Source organism: Planococcus sp. TJ-301 (genome assembly GCF_058268475.1).
Map to the genome: position 1 here is coordinate 75045 of NZ_JBZDOH010000004.1, position 20260 is coordinate 95304.

The window sequence follows — 20260 nt, forward strand, 5'->3', positions numbered from 1 at the left end:
CTTGAAAAACCAAGAGATACGCATACAAGGCGCACGCGCACATAATTTAAAGAATATAGATGTTGTTATCCCGCGGGACCAACTCGTTGTCATGACGGGATTATCAGGTTCCGGAAAATCTTCATTGGCGTTCGACACGATTTATGCGGAAGGGCAGCGCAGGTACGTTGAATCGCTGTCTTCTTATGCGCGCCAATTTCTAGGGCAAATGGATAAGCCTGATGTGGATTTGATTGAAGGGCTGTCCCCGGCTATTTCGATCGACCAAAAAACAACGAGCAAGAATCCGCGTTCCACAGTCGCGACAGTGACAGAAATCTACGATTATATGCGTTTGATGTATGCGCGGGTCGGGAAACCGATCTGCCCGAACCACGGCATTGAAATTTCATCACAGACCATCGAACAGATGGTTGACCGGATCGTGGATTATCCGGAACGCACAAAAATGCAGATTCTTGCTCCAATCGTCTCCGGGCGTAAAGGAACACACGTGAAACTTTTGGAAGACATTAAAAAACAGGGTTATGTCAGAGTACGCATCAACGGCGAATTGATTGACCTGGATGACGACATCAACTTGGATAAGAACAAAAAGCACAATATTGAAGTGGTCATCGACCGGATCGTCATGAAAGACAATATCGCTCCGCGCCTCAGTGATTCACTTGAATCCGCATTGCGGCTGGCTGAAGGACGCGTATTGGTTGATGTCATGGAAAAAGAAGAATTGCTGTTCAGTGAACACCATGCTTGCCCGATTTGTGGATTTTCAATCGGCGAATTGGAGCCGCGCATGTTTTCGTTCAACTCACCGTTTGGCGCATGTCCGGAATGCGACGGTTTAGGCCATAAACTGGAAGTGGACCCTGAACTCGTGATACCGGACTGGAACTTGTCTTTAAAGCAAGGGGCCATCGTTCCTTGGCAGCCGACAAGCTCCCAATATTATCCGCAGCTCCTGCAGGCAGTTTGCAAACATTATAAAATCGACATGGATATCGCAGTAAGCGATCTGCCGGAAGAACACATCAATATTTTGATGCGGGGTTCTGGCTCAGACAAAATCCGTTTCCGCTACGAGAACGATTACGGGCAAATCCGCGATAACCACATCAATTTTGAAGGCGTGCTGTCGAACGTTGACCGCCGCTACCGTGAAACATCGTCGGATTATATCCGGGAACAAATGGAGAAATTCATGGGGCAACAGCCATGCCCGACTTGCGAAGGCTACCGCTTGAAACCCGAATCGTTATCCGTAAAAGTGAATGGCTTGCATATCGGAACCGTATCCGAATTCTCCATCATTGAAGCGGACGAGTTCTTTAAGAATCTGAAACTATCCGAAAAAGATATGGCGATCGCCAAGCTTATTTTGCGGGAAATTCGCGAACGGGTCGGCTTTTTGATCAATGTCGGCTTGGATTATTTGACGTTGAACCGCGCTTCCGGCACATTGTCCGGCGGTGAAGCGCAGCGGATTCGCCTAGCAACGCAAATCGGCTCACGGCTCACCGGCGTACTTTACATTTTGGATGAGCCTTCAATCGGCCTGCACCAGCGTGACAATGACCGACTCATCAGTACATTGAAAAATATGCGCGATATCGGAAATACGCTGATTGTTGTCGAACACGATGAAGATACGATGCTTGCAGCGGATTATTTGATCGATGTCGGACCGGGCGCAGGCGTCCACGGCGGCGAAATCATTGCAGCGGGTACGCCGCAAAAAGTCATGAAGAACCGGAAGTCATTGACTGGCCAGTACTTGAGCGGCAAGAAATTCATCCCGTTGCCATCTGAGCGCCGCATCCCTGATGGGCGCAAGATTTCAATCCGCGGAGCGAGCCAGAACAATTTGAAGAATGTCGATATCGACATACCGCTTGGGCTGTTTACTGCGGTGACGGGCGTTTCAGGTTCGGGTAAAAGTACGTTGATCAACGAAATTCTGTATAAATCATTGGCCCATAAATTGAACCGGGCAAAAGCGAAGCCTGGGCATCATGTATCGGTGGAGGGCATCGACGAGCTCGAAAAAGTCATCGACATTGACCAGTCACCGATCGGACGGACCCCTAGATCGAATCCGGCGACTTACACCGGTGTGTTCGATGATATCCGTGACGTTTTCGCAATGACGAACGAAGCGAAAGTGCGTGGCTATAAAAAAGGCCGTTTCAGCTTCAATGTCAAGGGCGGACGCTGTGAAGCGTGCCGGGGAGATGGTATCATTAAAATAGAAATGCATTTCCTGCCGGATGTCTACGTGCCATGCGAAGTCTGCCATGGCAAACGGTACAACCGGGAAACGCTGGAAGTGAAATACAAAGACACGAACATTGCGGATGTTTTGGCAATGACCGTGGAAGACGCGTACGCATTCTTTGAGAACGTCCCGAAAATCAACCGCAAACTGAAGACCATCGTCGATGTAGGCTTGGGCTATATCACGCTGGGCCAACCGGCGACGACCTTGTCCGGCGGCGAGGCACAACGAGTGAAGCTGGCTTCAGAGCTGCACAAACGTTCAAACGGAAAATCATTCTATATCCTGGATGAACCGACGACCGGCCTTCACGCGGACGACATTTCACGCTTGCTGAAAGTTCTTCAGCGCCTTGTCGACAACGGCGATACTGTGTTGACGATCGAGCATAATTTGGATGTCATCAAGACGGCCGACCATATCATCGACTTGGGTCCTGAAGGTGGAGACAAAGGCGGAACCATTCTGGCAGCAGGAACGCCGGAACAAATAGCCGAGGTGAAAAATTCCTATACCGGCAAGTATTTGAAACCGATCCTTGAACGCGATCGCGCACGGATGGAAACACTGGTGTCAAAAGCCACGCGCAAGAAAAAAGCAGCGAAATGAAACTTTTTAGAGTGCTGGACGTATCAATTAAAAGAATACTAATTTCGGTTTGGGTTTAGCTCGCGCTTTTCACGAAACCGATCATGAGGAGGCCGCAACACATGCAAAGCGAAAAAGAACGCATTTTGGACATGGTGGAAAATGGCACAATTTCGGCGAGGGAAGCAGTTGAGCTATTAAAAGCGATTGATGGCGGCGGAAGCCAGTCTTCACGCAATGACTCTTACGGCCGTGATGATTACCGGGAAAAACGCGGCAGACGTGGCTTCTTCAGACCAGAAGATATGGTCAAAAAAATCTCGAAAGATTTCTCTCGTGATTTCACGAAAGATTTTTCGAAAAACGTTTCAAAAGACTTGAACCAATTGAGCGACCGTATGATGGAATTCATGCAAAGTTCAGTCGGCAAATTGAAAACGATGGAATTCGATTCGCCATTCGGCGAAGCGCTGCAATTCCACCATACATTCCGCTTGGAAAACATGGACATCACGAACATCATTGCTGATATTGCGAATGGCCAATTGGAAATTTTCCCTTCACAGGACGATTCCATCCGCGCGGAATGCAGTGTGAAAGCGTACCGTGCAGAATCGGAAACGCAGGCGAAAGAGGATTTTCTTGATAAATTCGTCTTTATCGGCGATGGCCAGAAATTGCGCATCATCAGCGATATGAAAACGACTCAAGTGAACGTAGTATTGTATGTTCCGGAGAAATCCTACGAACACATCACTGCACGCTTGTTCAACGGCGGTTTCGCCATCAAGCGCATCGATACGGCCATTTTGAAGGTCAAAACGGCAAATGGAAAAATCGACATGAAAAATGTCGTATTCGACTCCGCTGAATTGGAAACGGCAAATGGCGCAATCCAAGTGCAAGAAGTGACAGGCAAGGATCTGGAAACAGAAACGTTGAATGGCCGCATTTACGTCGACGGCGATATCCAAAAAGCCGAAGCGAAATCGCTTAACGGCAATATTGTGGTCACTTCCCGCTGCAAAGACGCACGCAAAGTGGAAGCGAAGACGTTGGCAGGCAATGTGGAAATCTACATTCCTTCCCACTTGCCATTGAGCGGTGAAGTTTCGTCGAACCTCGGCAAAATGGATCTTTTGCTGCCGGATGTTGAATACACACATGAACAAGGGCAATTTATGCAAAAAACGATCCGTTTCAGCAAAGAAAGCGGAGAGCCGGTAGCAGCACCACTTTTGGTTTACGGCGAAACGAAAACAGGATCCGTCCTCGTTCGCTATTTCACAATTGATTAACAAGAATGGGCCGGCATGTGCAAGCATGCCGGTTTTTCCTATGGAGGAATACCACGGAAATCGGGCTGCGGCTTGCAGAGAGTAGCTGTCGGACCAATATATGATGGAGGGGAAGCGCAATGGAAAAACTAATGATCACACCGGAAGTGACAAAAGCATTCGAGCAACTCACAAAATTAGAGGCAGTGGAAAAAGGCTTGGCGTTCATCGAGCGAGATCATGGGCGTACAGTGAAAGAACAGATTGAACTGACCGAAATCCCGGCTCCGCCGTTCAAAGAGCAACAGCGGGCGGAAGAATTTATGCGACGCTTGCAAGGTCTGCAGCTGGAAGATGTAGGGATGGACGAAGAAGGGAACGTATTCGGTGTGCGCCGCGGATTGGAAAAAGGGCCGAAGATTTTCGTTTCAGCGCATTTGGATACCGTATTTCCAGAAGGCACTGACACAACCGTGCACCAAAAGGACGGCGTTCTCCACGCACCGGGAATCGGCGACGATACCCGAGGGCTTGCAGAATTACTGGCAGTGGTCCGGGCAATGAATGAAGTGGACATCCGCACAAGCGGCGATATCATATTTGGCGGCACTGTGGGAGAAGAAGGAGCTGGCGATCTGCGGGGGGTCAAAGCGTTTTTTGCCGAGCACGACGATATCGACGGTTTTGTTTCGCTCGATGGCGAAGGCGACAATCATATCATCTACAAGGCGACAGGCAGTTTCCGCTATACGATTACATATAAGGGCCCGGGCGGCCATAGCTTTGCGGCGTTTGGCACACCAAGCGCAACCCATGCTTTAGGCCGTGCCATTGCAGCCATTGCAGATCTTGAAACGCCGTCGGAACCCAAAACCACATTTTCTGTCGGCGAGGTAACCGGCGGAACGTCCGTCAACGCGATTGCCCAGGAAGCGAGCATGTCCGTCGATTTGCGCTCTAATGACAAAGGCGAACTGGAAAAACTGGAACAGCAATTTTTGGCTGTTGTTAAAAAAGCGGCAGCGGATGAAAATGCGCGTTGGAAAGACGGCCGGCTGACGGTGGACATTCATCGTTTCGGGCACCGGTCACCGGCAAGCCAAGCGGCTGATGTTCCGATTGTGCAGATTGCAGCAGCGGCGGTCAGAGCGATCGGCAAAGAGCCGGATCTCGGCGTGCCAAGCAGCACTGATTCGAATCACCCGATGAGCCTGAACATCCCATCTGTCACGATGGGGCTCGGCGGAAAATTCGGCGGCGCACATACGCTTGAAGAATGGCATGATCCAGAAAACGGCCATTTGGCGATTCAAAAGAGCTTTTTGGCAATCCTTGGAATGGCAGGCGTTCCCGAAGTAATCGGACCGTTGTTGAAAAAATGAAAACAACCCAGCAAAAGCGATTAAGCTCTTGCTGGGTTGTTTTATTTATTGGGCGGATACAAATGCTGCAAAAAAACGATGGACTGGACAATCAATTCTTTTAAGACGTCCAAATCGACATCTTCTGTCTTGTTGATGTAGACACACGATTTGCCGCTGGTATGCTTGCCGAAGCGCTCAAGCAAAGCGGTCCGGTCCGGGTCGTCTGTAGTGATGTACAAGCTGATTTTTGCCTTGCGTGGCGAAAAGCCGACTAGCGGGGCATCCCCTGAATGGCCAGTCGAGTAGACATAATGATAGGAACCGAAACCGATAATGCTTGGCCCCCACATTTTTGCTTTAAAGCCGCTGGTCTCCTCGAAAATCTCCAGGAGTTTATAAGCGTCTTCGCGTTTCTTTGGATTCTCGACGCTTTCGATGAATTCAATGACGTCGGCGTCCGTTTCCTTCGTTTTCTGCTCGTACATTTGCCATCCCTCATTCCATCCGATTTTTACAAGCAATGCATTGCGGCTTCCGCTCGGTCCCAAGGCACTTTATAGCCTTGCCCTTTGGTGCAAAAAATGGAAGTGGAAGTGTATTCCGGATCGGCGTCTTTGTTATAGCCGATTCTTTCGATGATTTCTTCTTCATTATGGCAGAAATCATAGCCGCCGGACAGGAGGCTGAGCATTCCTTTGCCATGGGTGAAAGAAGCGAATTCAGTGGCGTAATTCATGAACGAATCGACGGGTGCCGAACCTTCGATGACCGTTTTCCCATCAGCCATTGACGGCGCATCGAAGGAACCGTGCGCTTGCTGGATATCCGAAAGGACTTTACCCATATGGTCGGTGTCGACTTTGATTTTGAACCGGTAAATAGGCTCCAGAAGACGGTTTTCCGCTTTTTCGAGTCCTTGGCGCAAGGCGCGGTAAGCCGCTTCGCGGAAATCTCCGCCCGATGTGTGCTCGTTGTGGCCGCGCCCAGTCATTAAGGTGATGTGGATATCGGTCAGCGTCGAACCTGTTAAAAGGCCATGATGGCCGCGCTCCCGCAAATGATGGAGAATCAGGTTCTGGTGCCCGGTGGACAAATTGTCCGCGTGGCATTCGTTAGCCAAGGTGATACCAGAGCCGCGCGGCGCTGGTTCGATTTTCAGATGCACTTCCGCGTAATGGCGCAGCGGCTCGAAATGGCCGTAGCCCATGACTGGCTTCGCAATCGTCTCTTTATAGAGGATTTTCGGCTGTGCAAATGAAACCGTATAGCCAAAGCGCTCTTGTACAATTTGGACCAACACTTCAAGTTGGATGACGCCCATGACCAGGATGTGGATTTCCTGGAAATGTTCATCCCACTCGACGTGCAGTGAAGGATCTTCGGCGTCGAGAAGCTGGAAAGCTTTGAGCATCTCTTTAGGGTGAACCGAAGAAGAAAATTCCACTTTTGATTTCAATGCAGGAGCAGTAAGATAAGAAGGATGTGAGCTTAGCGTGCCAAGGCCGTCGCCAATTGCAGCTTCTGACAGGCCGGTCACAGCAATCAGCTCGCCGGCGCTCGCCGACTCTGCCGCTGTAAACTTTTCGCCGGTATAACGCCGAAGCTGTGTCACTTTTTCACTCTTTTTGCGGCCATCCGCACCATAAGCGATTTCATCGCGGACTTGCAGGCGGCCGCTGAGAATCTTCAAAAACGTGACGCGCTGGCCAGTAGGCTCGTGGCGGATTTTATAAACTAGTGCAGAAAAAGCTTGTTTTTCTTCATATGCCGTAGCGGTCAATCCGTCAAGCAGCTCGAAAAACTCCATGACCCCTTGATCTTTTAATGCGGATCCGTGGCAACCAGGCATCACTTGCCGGGCGCTGATCAAAATTTTCAAAGCTTCCATCCATACGGCCGGTTCGTATCCGCTGTCCATATAGCGTTCGAGCAATTCCTCGTCGCGCTCAGCAATAAATTCAATCAATTCTTCAGACATCACATCGCTTGGGAAAGCTTCGGTAAGATCGATTGCGTCAGAGCTCAGCGACTTTTGGATTTCCTCCAGCACCCGCAGGGGGTCGGCATTATCGCGATCTGTTTTATTGATGAAAAAGAACGTTGGCACTTTGTGCTTCTGCAACAGCTGCCACACGGTTTCAGTATGCCCTTCGACGCCATCGATTGCGCTGACGATAAGGATCGCGTAATCCATCACTTGGATGGCGCGTTCCATTTCAGGAGAGAAATCGACGTGTCCGGGGGTGTCGATCAAATAATAGGTGGAGCCGTTGAAGAGAATCTCCGCTTGGTCCGCAAAGATTGTGATGCCCCGGCGTTTTTCGATTTCGTGGCTGTCGAGAAAAGCGTCTTGGTGGTCGACGCGCCCACGCTGGCGGATGCTTTTTGTATTGAACAGCAATTGTTCAGAGAAAGTGGTTTTTCCGGCGTCGACATGTGCCAGGATTCCGATGGTTTTTTTCATAATGCACCTCTTTAAAGTTGGCTCGTTTACACAAGTGTAGCAGAATCGGGAAATGCTGGCGTACCGAAGGGTGCAGATAAAATAGCCACACAAAAAAAACTTCCGGCAAATTTCCCGGAAGGCTGGCAGCGTGCTTAATTGGATTCATAGCAATTGACGGCGAAGGCGATGGCGCAAGCACTGCGCCTTCGGTATACGGCCGATTGCAATAACGCCAGTTCTTCGCGGTTTGTCATAAAACCGCATTCTACAAGGATAGCTGGCATATGCGTGTCGCGCAGCACAGCAAAATCAGCTTTTTTCACGCCGCGGTCGGGTCGTTTAACAGACAAGCACAATGCCAGCTGGACCCTTTCCGCAAGCCCTTTAGAAGCGGTTTGTGGATGGCTGTAGATAAACGTTTCGATGCCGCTCACGCTATTGAAACTGGAACCGGCAGCATTGGCGTGGATAGAAATGAACAGATCGGCTTTCAGCCGGTTCGCCAACTGGGTCCGTTCATGGAGAGGCACGTCTACTTCAGGATGGTGGCTGAAAATGACCGTATGGCCATCGAGCAAGAGCCTCTTTTTCACTTCATCAGCGACCGCCGAGTTAAAATAGAATTCGCGAAGGCGGCCATCGGGGGAACGCTTGCCTACAGTATTGGGTCCATGCCCAGCATCAATGATAATTTTCAAACTAAAACCTCCTTTTACCCGCTATATAGTAAGGCGAGGACAGAAAGGGGACAGGAAAACAGTCAAATTGGAAAGTTACGTGTTAAAATAGGAGCAAACCGCCAGAATGATGAAAGAATTTTCAAAAGGCTTTTGGATTTACTGGCGCAAAGGAATGAGGGAGAACATGGGACAAGTTACAGCGAAACAAGTGATGGACACGTTCGAGTTAAAGCTGATCAGCGGCCAGGAAGGGCTGGGGCGCCATATTCCAATCAGCGACATCTCACGGCCAGGACTGGAGATGGCGGGCTATTTCACGCATTATCCGGCTAACCGGGTCCAGCTTTTAGGGAAAACGGAGCTGTCGTTCTTCGCGCTTTTAGAAGCGCATGAACGCATCGAACGTATGATGAAATTGTGCACGGACGACACGCCGGCGATTATCGTCGCGCATGATATGGAAGTACCAGAGGAGCTAGTTGACGCTTCAAGCAAACGGCATGTGCCGGTTTTCTCGGCGAAAATGTCAACGACGCGCTTTTCGAGCATTTTGACGAATTACCTGGAGAGCCAACTTGCTCCAACAACAGCGATGCACGGTGTGCTGGTTGATATCTACGGCGTCGGGGTATTGATTACCGGAAAAAGCGGCGTCGGGAAAAGTGAAACTGCGCTGGAGCTCGTTAAAAAAGGCCATCGCCTCGTCGCGGACGATTGCGTGGAGATTCACCAAGAAGGCGAGAACACGTTGATCGGCCATCCGCCGAAGCTGATTGAACACCTGCTTGAAATCCGCGGAGTCGGCATCATCGATATCATGACGCTGTTCGGCGCGAGCGCTGTGCGCACATTCAAGCGCATCTCGCTGGTCATCGACCTCGAAATATGGGATGCCGAAAAAACTTACGACCGGCTAGGGTTGGAAGAAGAAAAGATGCGCATCATTGATACCGATTTGACCAAGCTGACGATTCCTGTCCGCCCTGGACGCAACTTGTCGGTCATTATTGAAGTGGCGACGATGAACCATCGCCTGAAACGCATGGGCGTCAATGCGGCGGAAGAGTTTTCGAAGCGCTTGGATGACGTGCTTGCAGCAGATAAAAATTAACGGAATGGGTAGGTGCAAGGGATGTTTTCAATTTTAGCTTCAATAGATCCGATCGCATTCGCGCTGGGTCCGATCGAAGTCCGCTGGTACGGCGTCATCATCGCGGCGGGCATTGTCATCGCATTTTTGGTCGGCCAGCGTGAAATGGTCAAGCGGGGGCTTCACCCGGATTTTCTGACGGATTTATTGATATGGGCAGTGCCGCTCGCGATCGTAGGCGCCCGCATTTACTATGTCATGTTCGAATGGGAAAATTACAAAGATAATCCCGCTGAAGTCTTCGCCATTTGGAATGGCGGAATCGCTATCCACGGAGCGCTTATCGCTTCGGTAATCGTTGCTTATATTTTCACGAAGCGCCGCAATACACCTTTTTTAAAGGTAGCGGATATTTTGGCTCCGAGCATTTTGATCGGCCAGGCAGTAGGGCGTTGGGGAAATTTCATCAACCAGGAAGCGCATGGCGGCGAAGTGCCCCGCAGTTTCTTGGAGAATTTAGCCCTACCTGATTGGATTATCAATCAAATGTACATAGATGGGGTTTACTACCATCCGACTTTCTTATATGAATCATTATGGAGCTTAGTAGGAATCATCATCCTGTTATTGCTGCGCCGGGTCAATCTGGTGCGCGGCGAAATGTTTTTCTTCTATATGATATGGTATTCCGTTGGCCGCTTCTTTATCGAAGGCATGCGGACAGACAGTTTATACGTCATCGGCGAGCTGCGCGCTGCCCAATTGGTGTCAGTCGCCGCGATTGTTATTGGCGTCGCTTTTATCGTTTACCGCAGAGTGAAATTAAAAAATCCTCCACATTATTTGGATAAATAGAAAGAAGAGATGGAATGCAGACAATGAAAAAAGGCTTTCTTGCCGGCCTGAAAACCACTTGGTCTTTAGGGAAGATCATTTTCCCAATCACACTCTTAGTGACGATGCTGCAATTCACGCCGGTGCTGCCGTTCATCATTGATTTGGTTGCACCGCTGATGGGCATTTTCGGGCTCAGCGGCGATGCGGCGATTCCGCTTGTGCTTGGGAATGCGTTGAATCTGTACGCGGGGATTGCCGGTATTTTGTCATTAGAGCTGACTGTCAAAGAAGTTTTCATCCTGGCGGTTATGCTGTCATTTTCACATAATATTTTTATCGAAACCGGTGTAGCGCTGAAAGTCGGCGTTAAATTATGGGTGGTGCTGACAGTGCGCTTCGGCTTAGCTGCTTTGTCGGGGATCGTCATCAACCTTTTCTGGAAGGGCGGCGGGGAAACCGCGCAATACGGCTTTGCGCCTCCAGCAGCGGCAACGCCGGAAGGCTGGGGAGGCATTTTCCTCTTAGGCCTTGAAAAAGCATCATTTGGTGTACTGCAGCTAGCGCTGATCGTCATTCCGTTAATGATCATGATCCAGGTATTAAAAGACAAGCATTATTTGCAGCGTATTTCGGAAGGCATGGGGCCGTTGACACGGCTATTGGGTGTCCAGAAGAACGCTTCAGTCACTTTGGCATCAGGCCTCATTTTCGGGCTAGCGATGGGTGCAGGCGTCATGATCCAAGCTGTACAGGAAGATGGCGTCAGCCGCAAAGACGCGACACTTGTGTTCATCTTCCTCATTGCTTGCCACGCCGTTGTGGAAGATACGCTGATTTTCATTCCGCTAGGCATTCCAATTTGGCCGTTATTGGCAATTCGTGTGGCGACTGCGCTGATTTTGACCATATTCATCTCTTATTTATGGAAAAGGGCGGAACAAAACCAAAAAGGGGCGGTATCGACATGACCAATTTAGTTGACGATTCCTGTGGGCTCCCGAAAAAGGCAATCCGATGAGAAAGACGGAGCGCCATTTTGTTGACGGACCCAATTCGCTTTGGCATATCTACAAGACCGTGCCGTTCTGGAAAGTCGCGAAGAATTTCCTTGTAATCCAAACGGCACGCTACACGCCGTTTTTGCCGATGAAAAACTGGCTTTATAAAAATTTTCTCGGCATGGAGATCGGTGAACATACTTCTTTTGCGTTGATGGTAATGCCGGATGTGATGTTTCCGGAAAAAATCAAAATCGGAAGAAATTCAGTGATCGGCTACAATACCACGATCTTAGCGCATGAATACTTGATTAAAGAATATCGTTTGGGGGAAGTAATAATAGGAGACGAAGTGCTCATCGGAGCCAATAGTACGATTTTGCCGGGTGTAGAAATCGGCGACGGCGCTATTGTTTCCGCTGCAACATTGGTCCATAAAGATGTGCCTGCCGGAGCTTTTGCTGGCGGCAACCCCATGAAAATCATTTTTACAGCTGAACAGATGGCCATGCGCCAACAAGCAGAATCCTGATAGCCAGTGTGCTTTCAGGATTTTTTTCTAAATCCTTGACGGCTGAAAGCGAAATAAGATAAAATAACACTACTTCACCTCTCTACCTCATTAGCGAACTAAAGCGTTATATCCAAAAATAGGAAGTGATTAAATGGCAATCCAGATGTTCGAAAAACCGTTAGGCATGCGGGACGACTTCCCGTTTATTGCAAAAAAGAAATCGGTATTGCGATCCAAAGGCACGGCTATCATGGAACAAGCAGGCTACGATATGCTCCAGACACCGACCTTGGAATACTACGAAACCATCGGCAAAATTTCGGCCATTCCCGACAATGCGCTTTTCAAGCTGCTCGACAGCCAAGGTGAAACCTTGGTGCTGCGTCCGGACATGACTTCACCGATTGCACGGGTGGCGGCTTCGAAATTATTGAAAGAAAAAATGCCGGTCCGGCTCGGCTATTATTCAAATGTATTCCGCGCTCAGAAACGCGAAGGCGGCCGGCCAGCGGAGTTTGAACAGATGGGCGTCGAGCTGATCGGTGACGATTCCCTTTACGCGGATGCGGAGGTCATCATTCTGGCCTCTACGATTCTGAAGGAATTGAATGTCGAATCTGGCCGGGTCGTCATCGGCAACACGCAATTATTGCATTTGATTTTACAGGACTTTGGGCTCGACAGCGGCCAGATCGAAGCTGTCCGGGAAGCGCTTGTATCCAAAAACAACGTCGGTTTTGATGAACTGGCGGATTACATGGATATGGATCCAGCGAAAACCGGGGCATTCAAAAAATTGATGGCAACATCCTCTTTGGAAGATTGGAAGCCGTATATCGATTATGCAAACACCCAGCAAAGGGCTTTATACGAAGACATGCTCAAGCTGGAACAAATTATCGCACGCAACGGCTTATCAGAAGCCATCACATACGATTTGGCATTTATCAGCCATATGACGTATTACACAGGACTTGTCTTTGAATTCTACGGAGCCGGAAGCGGGTTTCCGCTTGGCAATGGCGGCCGCTACGACGGGTTGATGCAACAATTCGGCATGCAGGTCGGCGCAACAGGATTCGGTCTTCGGATTGACCGGCTATTGGAAGCAGCAGCAGGAAGCACTGAAGAAGAGCGGCATACGCTGATTTTATTCGACGAACAATCAGAAGAACAGGCGCATCAGGAAGCCCAGGAGCTTCGCGCAAACGGGGCTCGGGCAACGCTGCAATATGCTCCGGCTGTGCGGGATACTGAAAGTTTCAATGCGCTGTTCAGTGAAGTCAGAAATTTAGGAGGCGCTTTTAATGGATGAATTGACGATTGCCATGCCAAAAGGCCGCATATTCGAAGAAGCATATGAATTGCTGCTCAAAGCAGGGTACGATTTGCCGAAAGAGATTGATGATTCGCGCAAGCTTATCGTAGAAGCGCCGAACGAACGAATCCGTTTTATCCTGGCGAAGCCGATGGACGTGCCCGTCTATGTCGAACACGGCGTAGCCGATGTCGGCATTGCTGGAAAAGACGTCTTGCTTGAACTCGACCGCTCGGTGCATGAACTGCTCGACCTCGGCATCAGCCGCTGCTATATTGCGACTGCAGGGCTGCCGAATACGGAAATGAATGCAGTGACGCCGCGAATCGCAACGAAATATCCGAAAATCGCGTCCCGTTTTTACCGGGGCAAAGGCGAACAAGTGGAAATTATCGAATTGAACGGTTCGATTGAACTGGCTCCGATGATCGGCCTTGCAGACCGCATTGTCGATATCGTTTCAACAGGAAAAACCTTAAAGGAAAACGGCTTGGTGGAATATGAAGAAATCGTTGACATCACATCGCGTTTAATCGCTAATCCTGTTAGCTATCGGTTGAAGCAAGACCGCATCCGCGAACTTGTCGGCAAGTTGAGGGAGCAGGTGCGCAAATGAAGAAAGAACAGCTGAAATCCGGCATTTCCATCAGGCGGACGCTTGCTGAAGCCAGTGCGGAGCAGCTTACTGCGGTAAAAAGCATCATCTCGTCCGTACAGCAGGAAGGTGACACAGCTTTATACCGCTTCACAGAAAAATGGGACGGCGTCAAAGTCGAAAATCTGCGCGTCAGCGCGGAAGAAATTGAAGAAGCGGTCAGCCGTTTTGAACCGCAGCTGCTGGAAGATTTGACGGAGGCGGCGAACAATATCCGTGTCTATCATGAATACCAGCGCCAGCAAGGCTATACGCATACCAACGGCGACGGATCTTATGTAGCGCAGCGTGTAACGGCCATTCCATCCGCGGGGCTCTACGTTCCGGGCGGCACTGCCGCTTATCCATCTTCGGTGCTGATGAATGTCATTCCGGCACAAGTTGCAGGTGTTAAGCGCATCGTTCTGGTGTCACCGCCTGGCAAAGACGGCAAGCTGTCGGACGGCGTGCTCGCCGCGGCGCATATTTTGGGGATCGATGAAATCTACAAAGTTGGAGGTGCCCAAGCGGTTGCCGCGCTGGCTTACGGTACCGAGTCGATCCGGCCGGTCGATAAGATTACCGGACCCGGGAACGTATTCGTCGCTTTGGCGAAGCGGGAAGTGTTCGGCGAGGTTGCTATCGACATGATTGCAGGACCTAGCGAAATCACCGTCATAGCGGATGATACAGCTTTTGCCGATGAAATCGCGGCGGATCTTCTGTCACAAGCGGAGCATGATCCAATGGCGACGGCGGTGCTTTTGACCACCAGCGAAAGGTTGGCTGATGCCGTTTCCGCAGAAGTTGAGAAGCAGCTCCGAACTTTGCCGCGGCAAGCGATTGCGGCGAAGGCGATTGCAGACCATGGCATCATCTACATCGGCGAAACGATGGAACGCCTGATCGAAGCCGCCAATGAACTGGCACCAGAGCATCTTGAAATCATGGCGGATGATGCGGAGGAGATCGCAGAGCGCATTGATAATGCAGGTGCGATTTTCATCGGACGTTTTTCATCCGAACCGATCGGCGATTATTTTGCCGGCGCCAACCATGTCTTGCCGACCAATAGCACAGCCCGTTTTTCGAGCGCGCTGTCAGTCTACGATTTTATGAAACGCACAAGCATCATTTATTATAGCGAACAGGCTTGGCAAAAGAACGAAGCGAAAATTGCCCGGCTGGCCCGTCTCGAAGGATTGGAAGGGCACGCTCGGGCAGTTGAATCGCGTTCATGGAAAAAGGAGAATCGATGATGAGAAAAGCAGAAATCAACCGCAATACAAATGAAACGAAAATAGCTGTCACGTTTTCATTGGACGGCGAAGGCCAGGCAGACATCGCCACAGGCGTTCCGTTCATGGACCATATGCTGGACCTTTTTATCAAGCATGGCCAATTTGACGGCAGCATCAAAGCTGACGGCGATACGCACATCGACGACCACCACACAACTGAAGATATCGGCATTGTGCTGGGGCAGGCGGTCAAGGAAGCGCTTGGCGATAAAAAAGGCATCCGCCGCTACGGCAATGCCTTTATCCCGATGGACGACGCATTGGCTCAAGTTGTCATCGATTGCTCCAACCGACCTCATCTCGAAATGAGAGGGGATATCCCGAATGCCAAAGTGGGTACGTTCGATACAGAGTTGGTACGTGAATTCCTATGGAAATTCGCACTTGAATCGCGTATGAACGTCCATGTCATCATCCATTATGGGCAAAATACGCATCACATCATCGAGGCAGTATTCAAGGCATTGGCGCGTGCACTCGACGAAGCGACGAGCATCGATCCGCGGGTGAAAGGCGTGCCATCGACAAAGGGGCTGTTGACATGATTATCGGAATCATCGATTACGGCATGGGCAATCTTTTTAGTGTCGAGCAAGCATTGAAAAAACTCGATTGCACAGTCATATTGTCGGATGACCCGGCAATTCTGCTGGAAGCGGAGGCAATCATCCTGCCGGGCGTCGGGGCATTCCCGGACGCTATGGACTTGCTGGAGCAAAAAGGGATAGCTGGCTTTATCCGATCCTTGCCAGACAGAGGAATTCCGCTTCTGGGCATCTGCTTGGGCATGCAGCTCTTGTATGAAGACAGTTCAGAAGTGCGCCAAACGAAAGGCTTAGGACTTTTAAAAGGCGATATTCGCCGTTTCGATTTTGAAAAAGGCACGCAGCGGATTCCACATATGGGCTGGAACCGCCTGGAGTTTTCGCGGCTGCCGTATTGGTTGGATGAGCTGCAAGTGGATACGCATGTTTATTTTGTGCATTCATTTCTCGCTATCAACACGGACCCTAAAGAATTATTTGCTACGGCAAGTTATGGCAATGTAGATGTACCGGGAGTGGTTGGCACAGGATTGATCACGGGCATGCAGTTCCATCCCGAAAAATCCGGCGATTTTGGCCATCATTTATTAGAGCAATGGATTGCGAATGTCAGGAGGAACCCAGATGAGCAAGTTTCAGATTTATCCCGCGATTGATTTGCGCGGGGGCAAATGCGTGCGCCTGTTTCAAGGAGATTATGCACAGGAAACGGTCTACGGCGATTCGCCGGTAGATATGGCGAAAAAATTCGTCGAAGCTGGAGCCGAGTGGATCCATATGGTCGATTTGGACGGTGCCAAAGACGGCGTGCGTATCAATGATCAAGTGGTGATCGAAGCAGCGAAACTGCCGGTCCAAATACAAATCGGCGGCGGCATCCGGTCCCGCGAAGACATTCAATATTATCTCTCGAACGGCGTCAGCCGTGTCATCATCGGCAGTTTGGCAATCCGTAACCCGGACCTTGTCGTGTCGTTTATCGAAGAATTCGGAGCAGACCGCATTGTCATAGGCATTGATGCCAAGGACGGCATGGCTGCAACCGAGGGCTGGATCGAAACATCCGGCCAGTCTGCACAAGGCGTCGCTAAGTTTTTTACAGAACACGGCGCAAAGCATTTCATCTATACCGATATTGCGACTGACGGCACCTTGCAGGGGCCGAACATCGATGCCAATAAAGCACTGGTTGCTTCAAACGATGCCGGCGTCATCGTTTCCGGCGGCATCGGAACATTGAACGACATCAAGAACGTCAAAGCAGCCGCAGAAGACAGCCCGATTTCAGGCGTCATTATCGGCAAGGCGCTTTACGAGAACCGCTTTACGCTCGAGGAGGCGCTGTCATGCTGACGAAACGCATTATCCCGTGCCTGGACGTCAAAGAAGGGCGCGTCGTCAAAGGCGTCAGCTTTGTATCTCTCCGCGATGCCGGGGATCCGGTGGAGCTTGCGCGTTTCTACGACAAGCAAGGCGCGGATGAATTGGTGTTCCTCGATATTTCCGCTTCCCACGAAGGCAAGGAAACGATGGTCGAAGTCGTGAAGACTGTTGCGACGGAATTATCGATTCCGTTTACAGTTGGCGGCGGCATCCGTACGCTTGAAGACATGAAGCGCATGCTTCGTGCTGGGGCGGATAAAGTGTCACTGAACACCGCGGCGCTCGACCGTCCGGAACTGATCAAGGAAGGCGCCGATTATTTCGGCTCTCAGTGCATCGTTATCGCAATCGATGCGAAACGAAGCGGCGACCATTGGGATGTCTATACGCATGGCGGCCGCAACAAGACGCATTGGGACGCCGTGGAATGGGCGAAGAAGAGCGTCGAAATGGGCGCCGGTGAAATCTTGCTGACAAGCATGGACAAAGACGGTTCAAAAGACGGCTTTGACATCGAGCTGACAAAAGCGGTTCGCGATGCAGTGGAAGTGCCGGTCATTGCGAGCGGCGGTGCAGGGAACCGGGAGCATTTTGCAGAAGTGTTTAAACAAGCTGATGCCGATGCAGCACTGGCGGCATCGATTTTCCATTACAAAGAAACAAGCGTCGCAGAAGTGAAAGACTATCTGCGGAAAGAGGGAGTGAATGTCCGATGAATAATGTGAAATTTGATAGCCAGGGACTCGTTCCCGTCATCATACAGAATGCCGAAACGAAAGAAGTGCTGACGCTCGCATACGCGAACGAAGAAGCGCTGGCGAAAACGATCGAAACGAATGAAACGTGGCTTTATTCCAGAAGCCGCAGTGAGCTATGGAATAAAGGCGCGACAAGCGGCAACACGCAAGAAGTGACGGCTGTGCGCCTTGACTGCGACGGCGATTCATTGATCTATGAAGTGATTCCAAACGGCCCGGCTTGCCATACTGGAGCAGAAAGCTGTTTCTACGAAACCTTGTCCGGCACGCCGAACGAGTCGAAGTCGGATATGTTCGGTGCACTGGCGTCGATGATTGAAAAACGCGAAATCGAAATGCCGGAAGGCGCGTATACGACTTATTTATTCCAAGAAGGCGTCGACAAAATCTGCAAAAAAGTCGGTGAAGAAGCGGCGGAAGTCATCATCGCTGCAAAAAACCGCGATTCAAAAGAATTGTCGATGGAGACAGCGGACCTCTTTTACCACGTTTTGGTCTTGCTGCAAGAACAGAAAGTCAGCCTGGATGCCGTTATTGATGTGCTGAAAGAGCGCCATGAATCAAAAACAACAAGTAAATAACAGGGAAATATGCTATAATAACAGCACATTTGAGTAAAGGAGCGATTTCATCGTTCCTTTTACTTTTTCGGAGGCATATTTTGGAGAATAAAAAGAAAAAACACAATGACAACCTTCTTTCATTCATACCGACAGGAGAATACTATTACAAAAAGGCAATGCGCGAGCTGCAGCGGGAACGGTATCCGAAAGCCCATAAATACCTGCAGCGTGCGACAGAATTAAGTCCACAGGATGCGGATATCTGGGTTCAATTCGGAATCGTGCTCATGGAGACGGGCGAATTCGAGCAGGCAATGGACGCGCTGCGCACGGCTCACGGGCTTGATGTGGACAAATCCGAAACCTTATTTTTCCTGGCAGAGGTCCACGCGCATCTCGGCATGTTTTTGGATGCCCGCAATTACGCGAAAAAGTATAGCGAAAAAGAGCCGCAGGGCGAATATAACGAAGAGGCTTTGGAAATCATCGATTTTGCGGAACAGGAAGACTGGCAGCTTTTTGATGATGAGGGTGAAGCACAGGATAGCGAATACTTTTATCAGCAAGAAAAGGCGCGCCGCATGATGGAGAAAGGGAATTTCCCAGAAGCGATTGAATTGCTTGAGAAGCTGGTGGAAGAAAAGCCTGATTTCTGGGGAGCGCATAATAATCTGGCGCTCGCCTATTTCTATGTCGGCGAAGCTGAAATGGCGAAAGCGTTGCTGCATGATGTGTTGAGACGTAATACCGGCAATCTTCATGCATTATGCAATTTAGCTGTCTTTCATTATTACGAGAAAAATGAAGAGCTAGAAGATGTTCTGGAACTCTTGAAAAAGATTCAGCCGTATGTCTTCGAGCACCGCTATAAACTAGGAGCAACATTTGCGTTGGTCGGCAAATACAAAGAAGCGTACCGCTGGCTGAGAAGCCTGCAAAAGCGCGGATTTGACGGCGACCCGGCCTTTTATTTCTGGCTGTCGCACGCCGCCTTCCATTCGGGGCATGAAGATGTCGCCAAACAGGCATGGAAACAATTGACGCAAATGGATCCGACCAAAGGCGGCTACGAACCGTGGGCCGATAATGGCGTGATGCCGCATGAAGACGCATTGGAGCATAACCGCGATTACCTCGTGAAAAAGCTTGACCATAGCCATAAAAGTGAGCGGCTATTTGGCATGTTCCTGCTGGGCAAGTCCGCCCATAAACAGGAAATCATCTCGCATCCGAATTGGCTCAAATCCGAGCAACCGTCCGTTATCGAAACATATATGCTCGGATACGCACTTGGGCATCCGTTTAAAGTGGAAGTGGCGGAAGAGCGCGCATTCAAGCGCGCAATGGAAGTAGCGGAACTGCTTTATGCCGAAAACGGCATGGTGACGGAACAAGGGTCTTATACTTTCCAAATGTGGTTCATGCTGGTTGAAAAGGCATTTGAACAGAATTACAACTTTAAAAATCCGAAAGCCTTGGCAGCAGCGGTCACCTATATGGTGAAGTCATCAAGAGACACGGCAGCGACGAAAAAATCCGTTGCCGCCCATTATGGCATTACGACTGCCACATTGACCAAATACGTCACAGAACTGATCCGTTTTTTGCCGCTGTTTGAATCATAAGCAAATAAGTTGCTGATAAGCGCGGATTCTTATACGATTTACTTACTGAGATTTAGGAGGCCAT

Annotated in this window: 19 protein-coding genes; 16 read left to right on the plus strand and 3 right to left on the minus strand. The window is 50.0% G+C overall.

Features of this window, described 5'->3' with window-relative positions:
• Position 1 precedes the first annotated feature (1 nt).
• The 3 genes from uvrA to AC4EHJ_RS15110 all read left to right on the plus strand — a co-directional run bounded on the left by uvrA (position 2) and on the right by AC4EHJ_RS15110 (position 5522).
• Positions 2 to 2884, plus strand: coding sequence for an excinuclease ABC subunit UvrA (gene uvrA, locus AC4EHJ_RS15100; protein ID WP_490976434.1), 2883 nt, complete (start codon positions 2 to 4; stop codon positions 2882 to 2884).
• A gap of 101 nt (positions 2885 to 2985) precedes the next feature.
• Positions 2986 to 4161, plus strand: a complete 1176-nt coding sequence (locus tag AC4EHJ_RS15105; protein WP_490976435.1) for a DUF4097 family beta strand repeat-containing protein — start codon at positions 2986 to 2988, stop codon at positions 4159 to 4161.
• Positions 4162 to 4280: 119 nt separating this feature from the next.
• The gene (locus AC4EHJ_RS15110; protein WP_490976436.1) at positions 4281 to 5522 is read left to right on the plus strand and encodes a M20/M25/M40 family metallo-hydrolase; all 1242 of its coding nucleotides are present in this window, start codon (positions 4281 to 4283) and stop codon (positions 5520 to 5522) included.
• A gap of 41 nt (positions 5523 to 5563) precedes the next feature.
• Here AC4EHJ_RS15110 and AC4EHJ_RS15115 read toward each other — a convergent pair whose 3' ends face one another.
• The 3 genes from AC4EHJ_RS15115 to AC4EHJ_RS15125 all read right to left on the minus strand — a co-directional run bounded on the left by AC4EHJ_RS15115 (position 5564) and on the right by AC4EHJ_RS15125 (position 8648).
• The gene (locus AC4EHJ_RS15115) at positions 5564 to 5989 is read right to left on the minus strand and encodes a DUF1801 domain-containing protein (protein WP_490976437.1); all 426 of its coding nucleotides are present in this window, start codon (positions 5987 to 5989) and stop codon (positions 5564 to 5566) included.
• Between the two features lie 26 nt (positions 5990 to 6015).
• On the minus strand, positions 6016 to 7968 hold the full coding sequence (locus AC4EHJ_RS15120) for a GTP-binding protein (RefSeq protein WP_490976438.1): 1953 nt from the start codon (positions 7966 to 7968) through the stop codon (positions 6016 to 6018).
• 134 nt (positions 7969 to 8102) lie between these two features.
• On the minus strand, positions 8103 to 8648 hold the full coding sequence (locus tag AC4EHJ_RS15125; RefSeq protein WP_490976439.1) for an N-acetylmuramoyl-L-alanine amidase family protein: 546 nt from the start codon (positions 8646 to 8648) through the stop codon (positions 8103 to 8105).
• 166 nt (positions 8649 to 8814) lie between these two features.
• Here AC4EHJ_RS15125 and hprK point away from each other — a divergent pair, with 166 nt between their 5' ends.
• The 13 genes from hprK (at position 8815) to AC4EHJ_RS15190 (ending at position 20196) form a co-directional block, all read left to right on the plus strand.
• Entirely contained in the window at positions 8815 to 9741 is a 927-nt protein-coding gene (gene hprK, locus AC4EHJ_RS15130; protein WP_490976440.1) for an HPr(Ser) kinase/phosphatase, read from the plus strand.
• 21 nt (positions 9742 to 9762) lie between these two features.
• A complete protein-coding gene (lgt, locus tag AC4EHJ_RS15135) occupies positions 9763 to 10575 on the plus strand; it encodes a prolipoprotein diacylglyceryl transferase (protein ID WP_490976441.1) in 813 nt (270 codons plus the stop codon).
• Positions 10576 to 10589: 14 nt separating this feature from the next.
• Positions 10590 to 11525, plus strand: a complete 936-nt coding sequence (locus AC4EHJ_RS15140) for a nucleoside recognition domain-containing protein (RefSeq protein ID WP_490976442.1) — start codon at positions 10590 to 10592, stop codon at positions 11523 to 11525.
• A 46-nt stretch (positions 11526 to 11571) separates the two neighbouring features.
• Positions 11572 to 12087, plus strand: a complete 516-nt coding sequence (locus tag AC4EHJ_RS15145) for an acyltransferase (RefSeq protein ID WP_490976443.1) — start codon at positions 11572 to 11574, stop codon at positions 12085 to 12087.
• Between the two features lie 133 nt (positions 12088 to 12220).
• Positions 12221 to 13384: an ATP phosphoribosyltransferase regulatory subunit gene (locus AC4EHJ_RS15150; protein WP_490976444.1), complete on the plus strand. Its 1164-nt coding sequence runs from the start codon at positions 12221 to 12223 to the stop codon at positions 13382 to 13384.
• Entirely contained in the window at positions 13377 to 14003 is a 627-nt protein-coding gene (gene hisG, locus AC4EHJ_RS15155; protein ID WP_490976445.1) for an ATP phosphoribosyltransferase, read from the plus strand. Before AC4EHJ_RS15150 ends, hisG begins: the two co-directional genes overlap by 8 nt.
• Positions 14000 to 15280: a histidinol dehydrogenase gene (gene hisD / locus AC4EHJ_RS15160; RefSeq protein WP_490976446.1), complete on the plus strand. Its 1281-nt coding sequence runs from the start codon at positions 14000 to 14002 to the stop codon at positions 15278 to 15280. Before hisG ends, hisD begins: the two co-directional genes overlap by 4 nt.
• Positions 15277 to 15867, plus strand: coding sequence for an imidazoleglycerol-phosphate dehydratase HisB (gene hisB, locus AC4EHJ_RS15165; RefSeq protein WP_490976447.1), 591 nt, complete (start codon positions 15277 to 15279; stop codon positions 15865 to 15867). The genes hisD and hisB overlap by 4 nt, the downstream gene beginning before the upstream one ends.
• Entirely contained in the window at positions 15864 to 16523 is a 660-nt protein-coding gene (gene hisH, locus AC4EHJ_RS15170; protein WP_490976448.1) for an imidazole glycerol phosphate synthase subunit HisH, read from the plus strand. The genes hisB and hisH overlap by 4 nt, the downstream gene beginning before the upstream one ends.
• A complete protein-coding gene (gene hisA, locus AC4EHJ_RS15175; protein ID WP_490976449.1) occupies positions 16492 to 17220 on the plus strand; it encodes a 1-(5-phosphoribosyl)-5-[(5-phosphoribosylamino)methylideneamino]imidazole-4-carboxamide isomerase in 729 nt (242 codons plus the stop codon). The genes hisH and hisA overlap by 32 nt, the downstream gene beginning before the upstream one ends.
• Positions 17214 to 17966, plus strand: a complete 753-nt coding sequence (hisF, locus tag AC4EHJ_RS15180; protein WP_490976450.1) for an imidazole glycerol phosphate synthase subunit HisF — start codon at positions 17214 to 17216, stop codon at positions 17964 to 17966. Before hisA ends, hisF begins: the two co-directional genes overlap by 7 nt.
• Complete coding sequence (gene hisIE / locus AC4EHJ_RS15185) at positions 17963 to 18589, plus strand: bifunctional phosphoribosyl-AMP cyclohydrolase/phosphoribosyl-ATP diphosphatase HisIE (RefSeq protein WP_490976451.1); 627 nt, start codon at positions 17963 to 17965, stop codon at positions 18587 to 18589. The genes hisF and hisIE overlap by 4 nt, the downstream gene beginning before the upstream one ends.
• 80 nt (positions 18590 to 18669) lie before the next feature.
• On the plus strand, positions 18670 to 20196 hold the full coding sequence (locus AC4EHJ_RS15190; RefSeq protein ID WP_490976452.1) for a tetratricopeptide repeat protein: 1527 nt from the start codon (positions 18670 to 18672) through the stop codon (positions 20194 to 20196).
• The last annotated feature ends 64 nt before the right edge of the window (positions 20197 to 20260 follow it).

Excerpts from the sequence above, each read along its gene's own strand:
- AC4EHJ_RS15105 (WP_490976435.1), top strand. The coding sequence starts at position 2,986 with ATGCAAAGCGAAAAAGAACGCATTTTGGACATGGTGGAAAATGGCACA.
- AC4EHJ_RS15110 (WP_490976436.1), top strand. The coding sequence starts at position 4,281 with ATGGAAAAACTAATGATCACACCGGAAGTGACAAAAGCATTCGAGCAA.
- AC4EHJ_RS15115 (WP_490976437.1), bottom strand. The coding sequence starts at position 5,989 with ATGTACGAGCAGAAAACGAAGGAAACGGACGCCGACGTCATTGAATTC.
- AC4EHJ_RS15120 (WP_490976438.1), bottom strand. The coding sequence starts at position 7,968 with ATGAAAAAAACCATCGGAATCCTGGCACATGTCGACGCCGGAAAAACC.
- hprK (WP_490976440.1), top strand. The coding sequence starts at position 8,815 with ATGGGACAAGTTACAGCGAAACAAGTGATGGACACGTTCGAGTTAAAG.
- lgt (WP_490976441.1), top strand. The coding sequence starts at position 9,763 with ATGTTTTCAATTTTAGCTTCAATAGATCCGATCGCATTCGCGCTGGGT.
- AC4EHJ_RS15140 (WP_490976442.1), top strand. The coding sequence starts at position 10,590 with ATGCAGACAATGAAAAAAGGCTTTCTTGCCGGCCTGAAAACCACTTGG.
- AC4EHJ_RS15145 (WP_490976443.1), top strand. The coding sequence starts at position 11,572 with ATGAGAAAGACGGAGCGCCATTTTGTTGACGGACCCAATTCGCTTTGG.
- AC4EHJ_RS15150 (WP_490976444.1), top strand. The coding sequence starts at position 12,221 with ATGGCAATCCAGATGTTCGAAAAACCGTTAGGCATGCGGGACGACTTC.
- hisG (WP_490976445.1), top strand. The coding sequence starts at position 13,377 with ATGGATGAATTGACGATTGCCATGCCAAAAGGCCGCATATTCGAAGAA.
- hisD (WP_490976446.1), top strand. The coding sequence starts at position 14,000 with ATGAAGAAAGAACAGCTGAAATCCGGCATTTCCATCAGGCGGACGCTT.
- hisB (WP_490976447.1), top strand. The coding sequence starts at position 15,277 with ATGATGAGAAAAGCAGAAATCAACCGCAATACAAATGAAACGAAAATA.
- hisH (WP_490976448.1), top strand. The coding sequence starts at position 15,864 with ATGATTATCGGAATCATCGATTACGGCATGGGCAATCTTTTTAGTGTC.
- hisA (WP_490976449.1), top strand. The coding sequence starts at position 16,492 with ATGAGCAAGTTTCAGATTTATCCCGCGATTGATTTGCGCGGGGGCAAA.
- hisF (WP_490976450.1), top strand. The coding sequence starts at position 17,214 with ATGCTGACGAAACGCATTATCCCGTGCCTGGACGTCAAAGAAGGGCGC.
- hisIE (WP_490976451.1), top strand. The coding sequence starts at position 17,963 with ATGAATAATGTGAAATTTGATAGCCAGGGACTCGTTCCCGTCATCATA.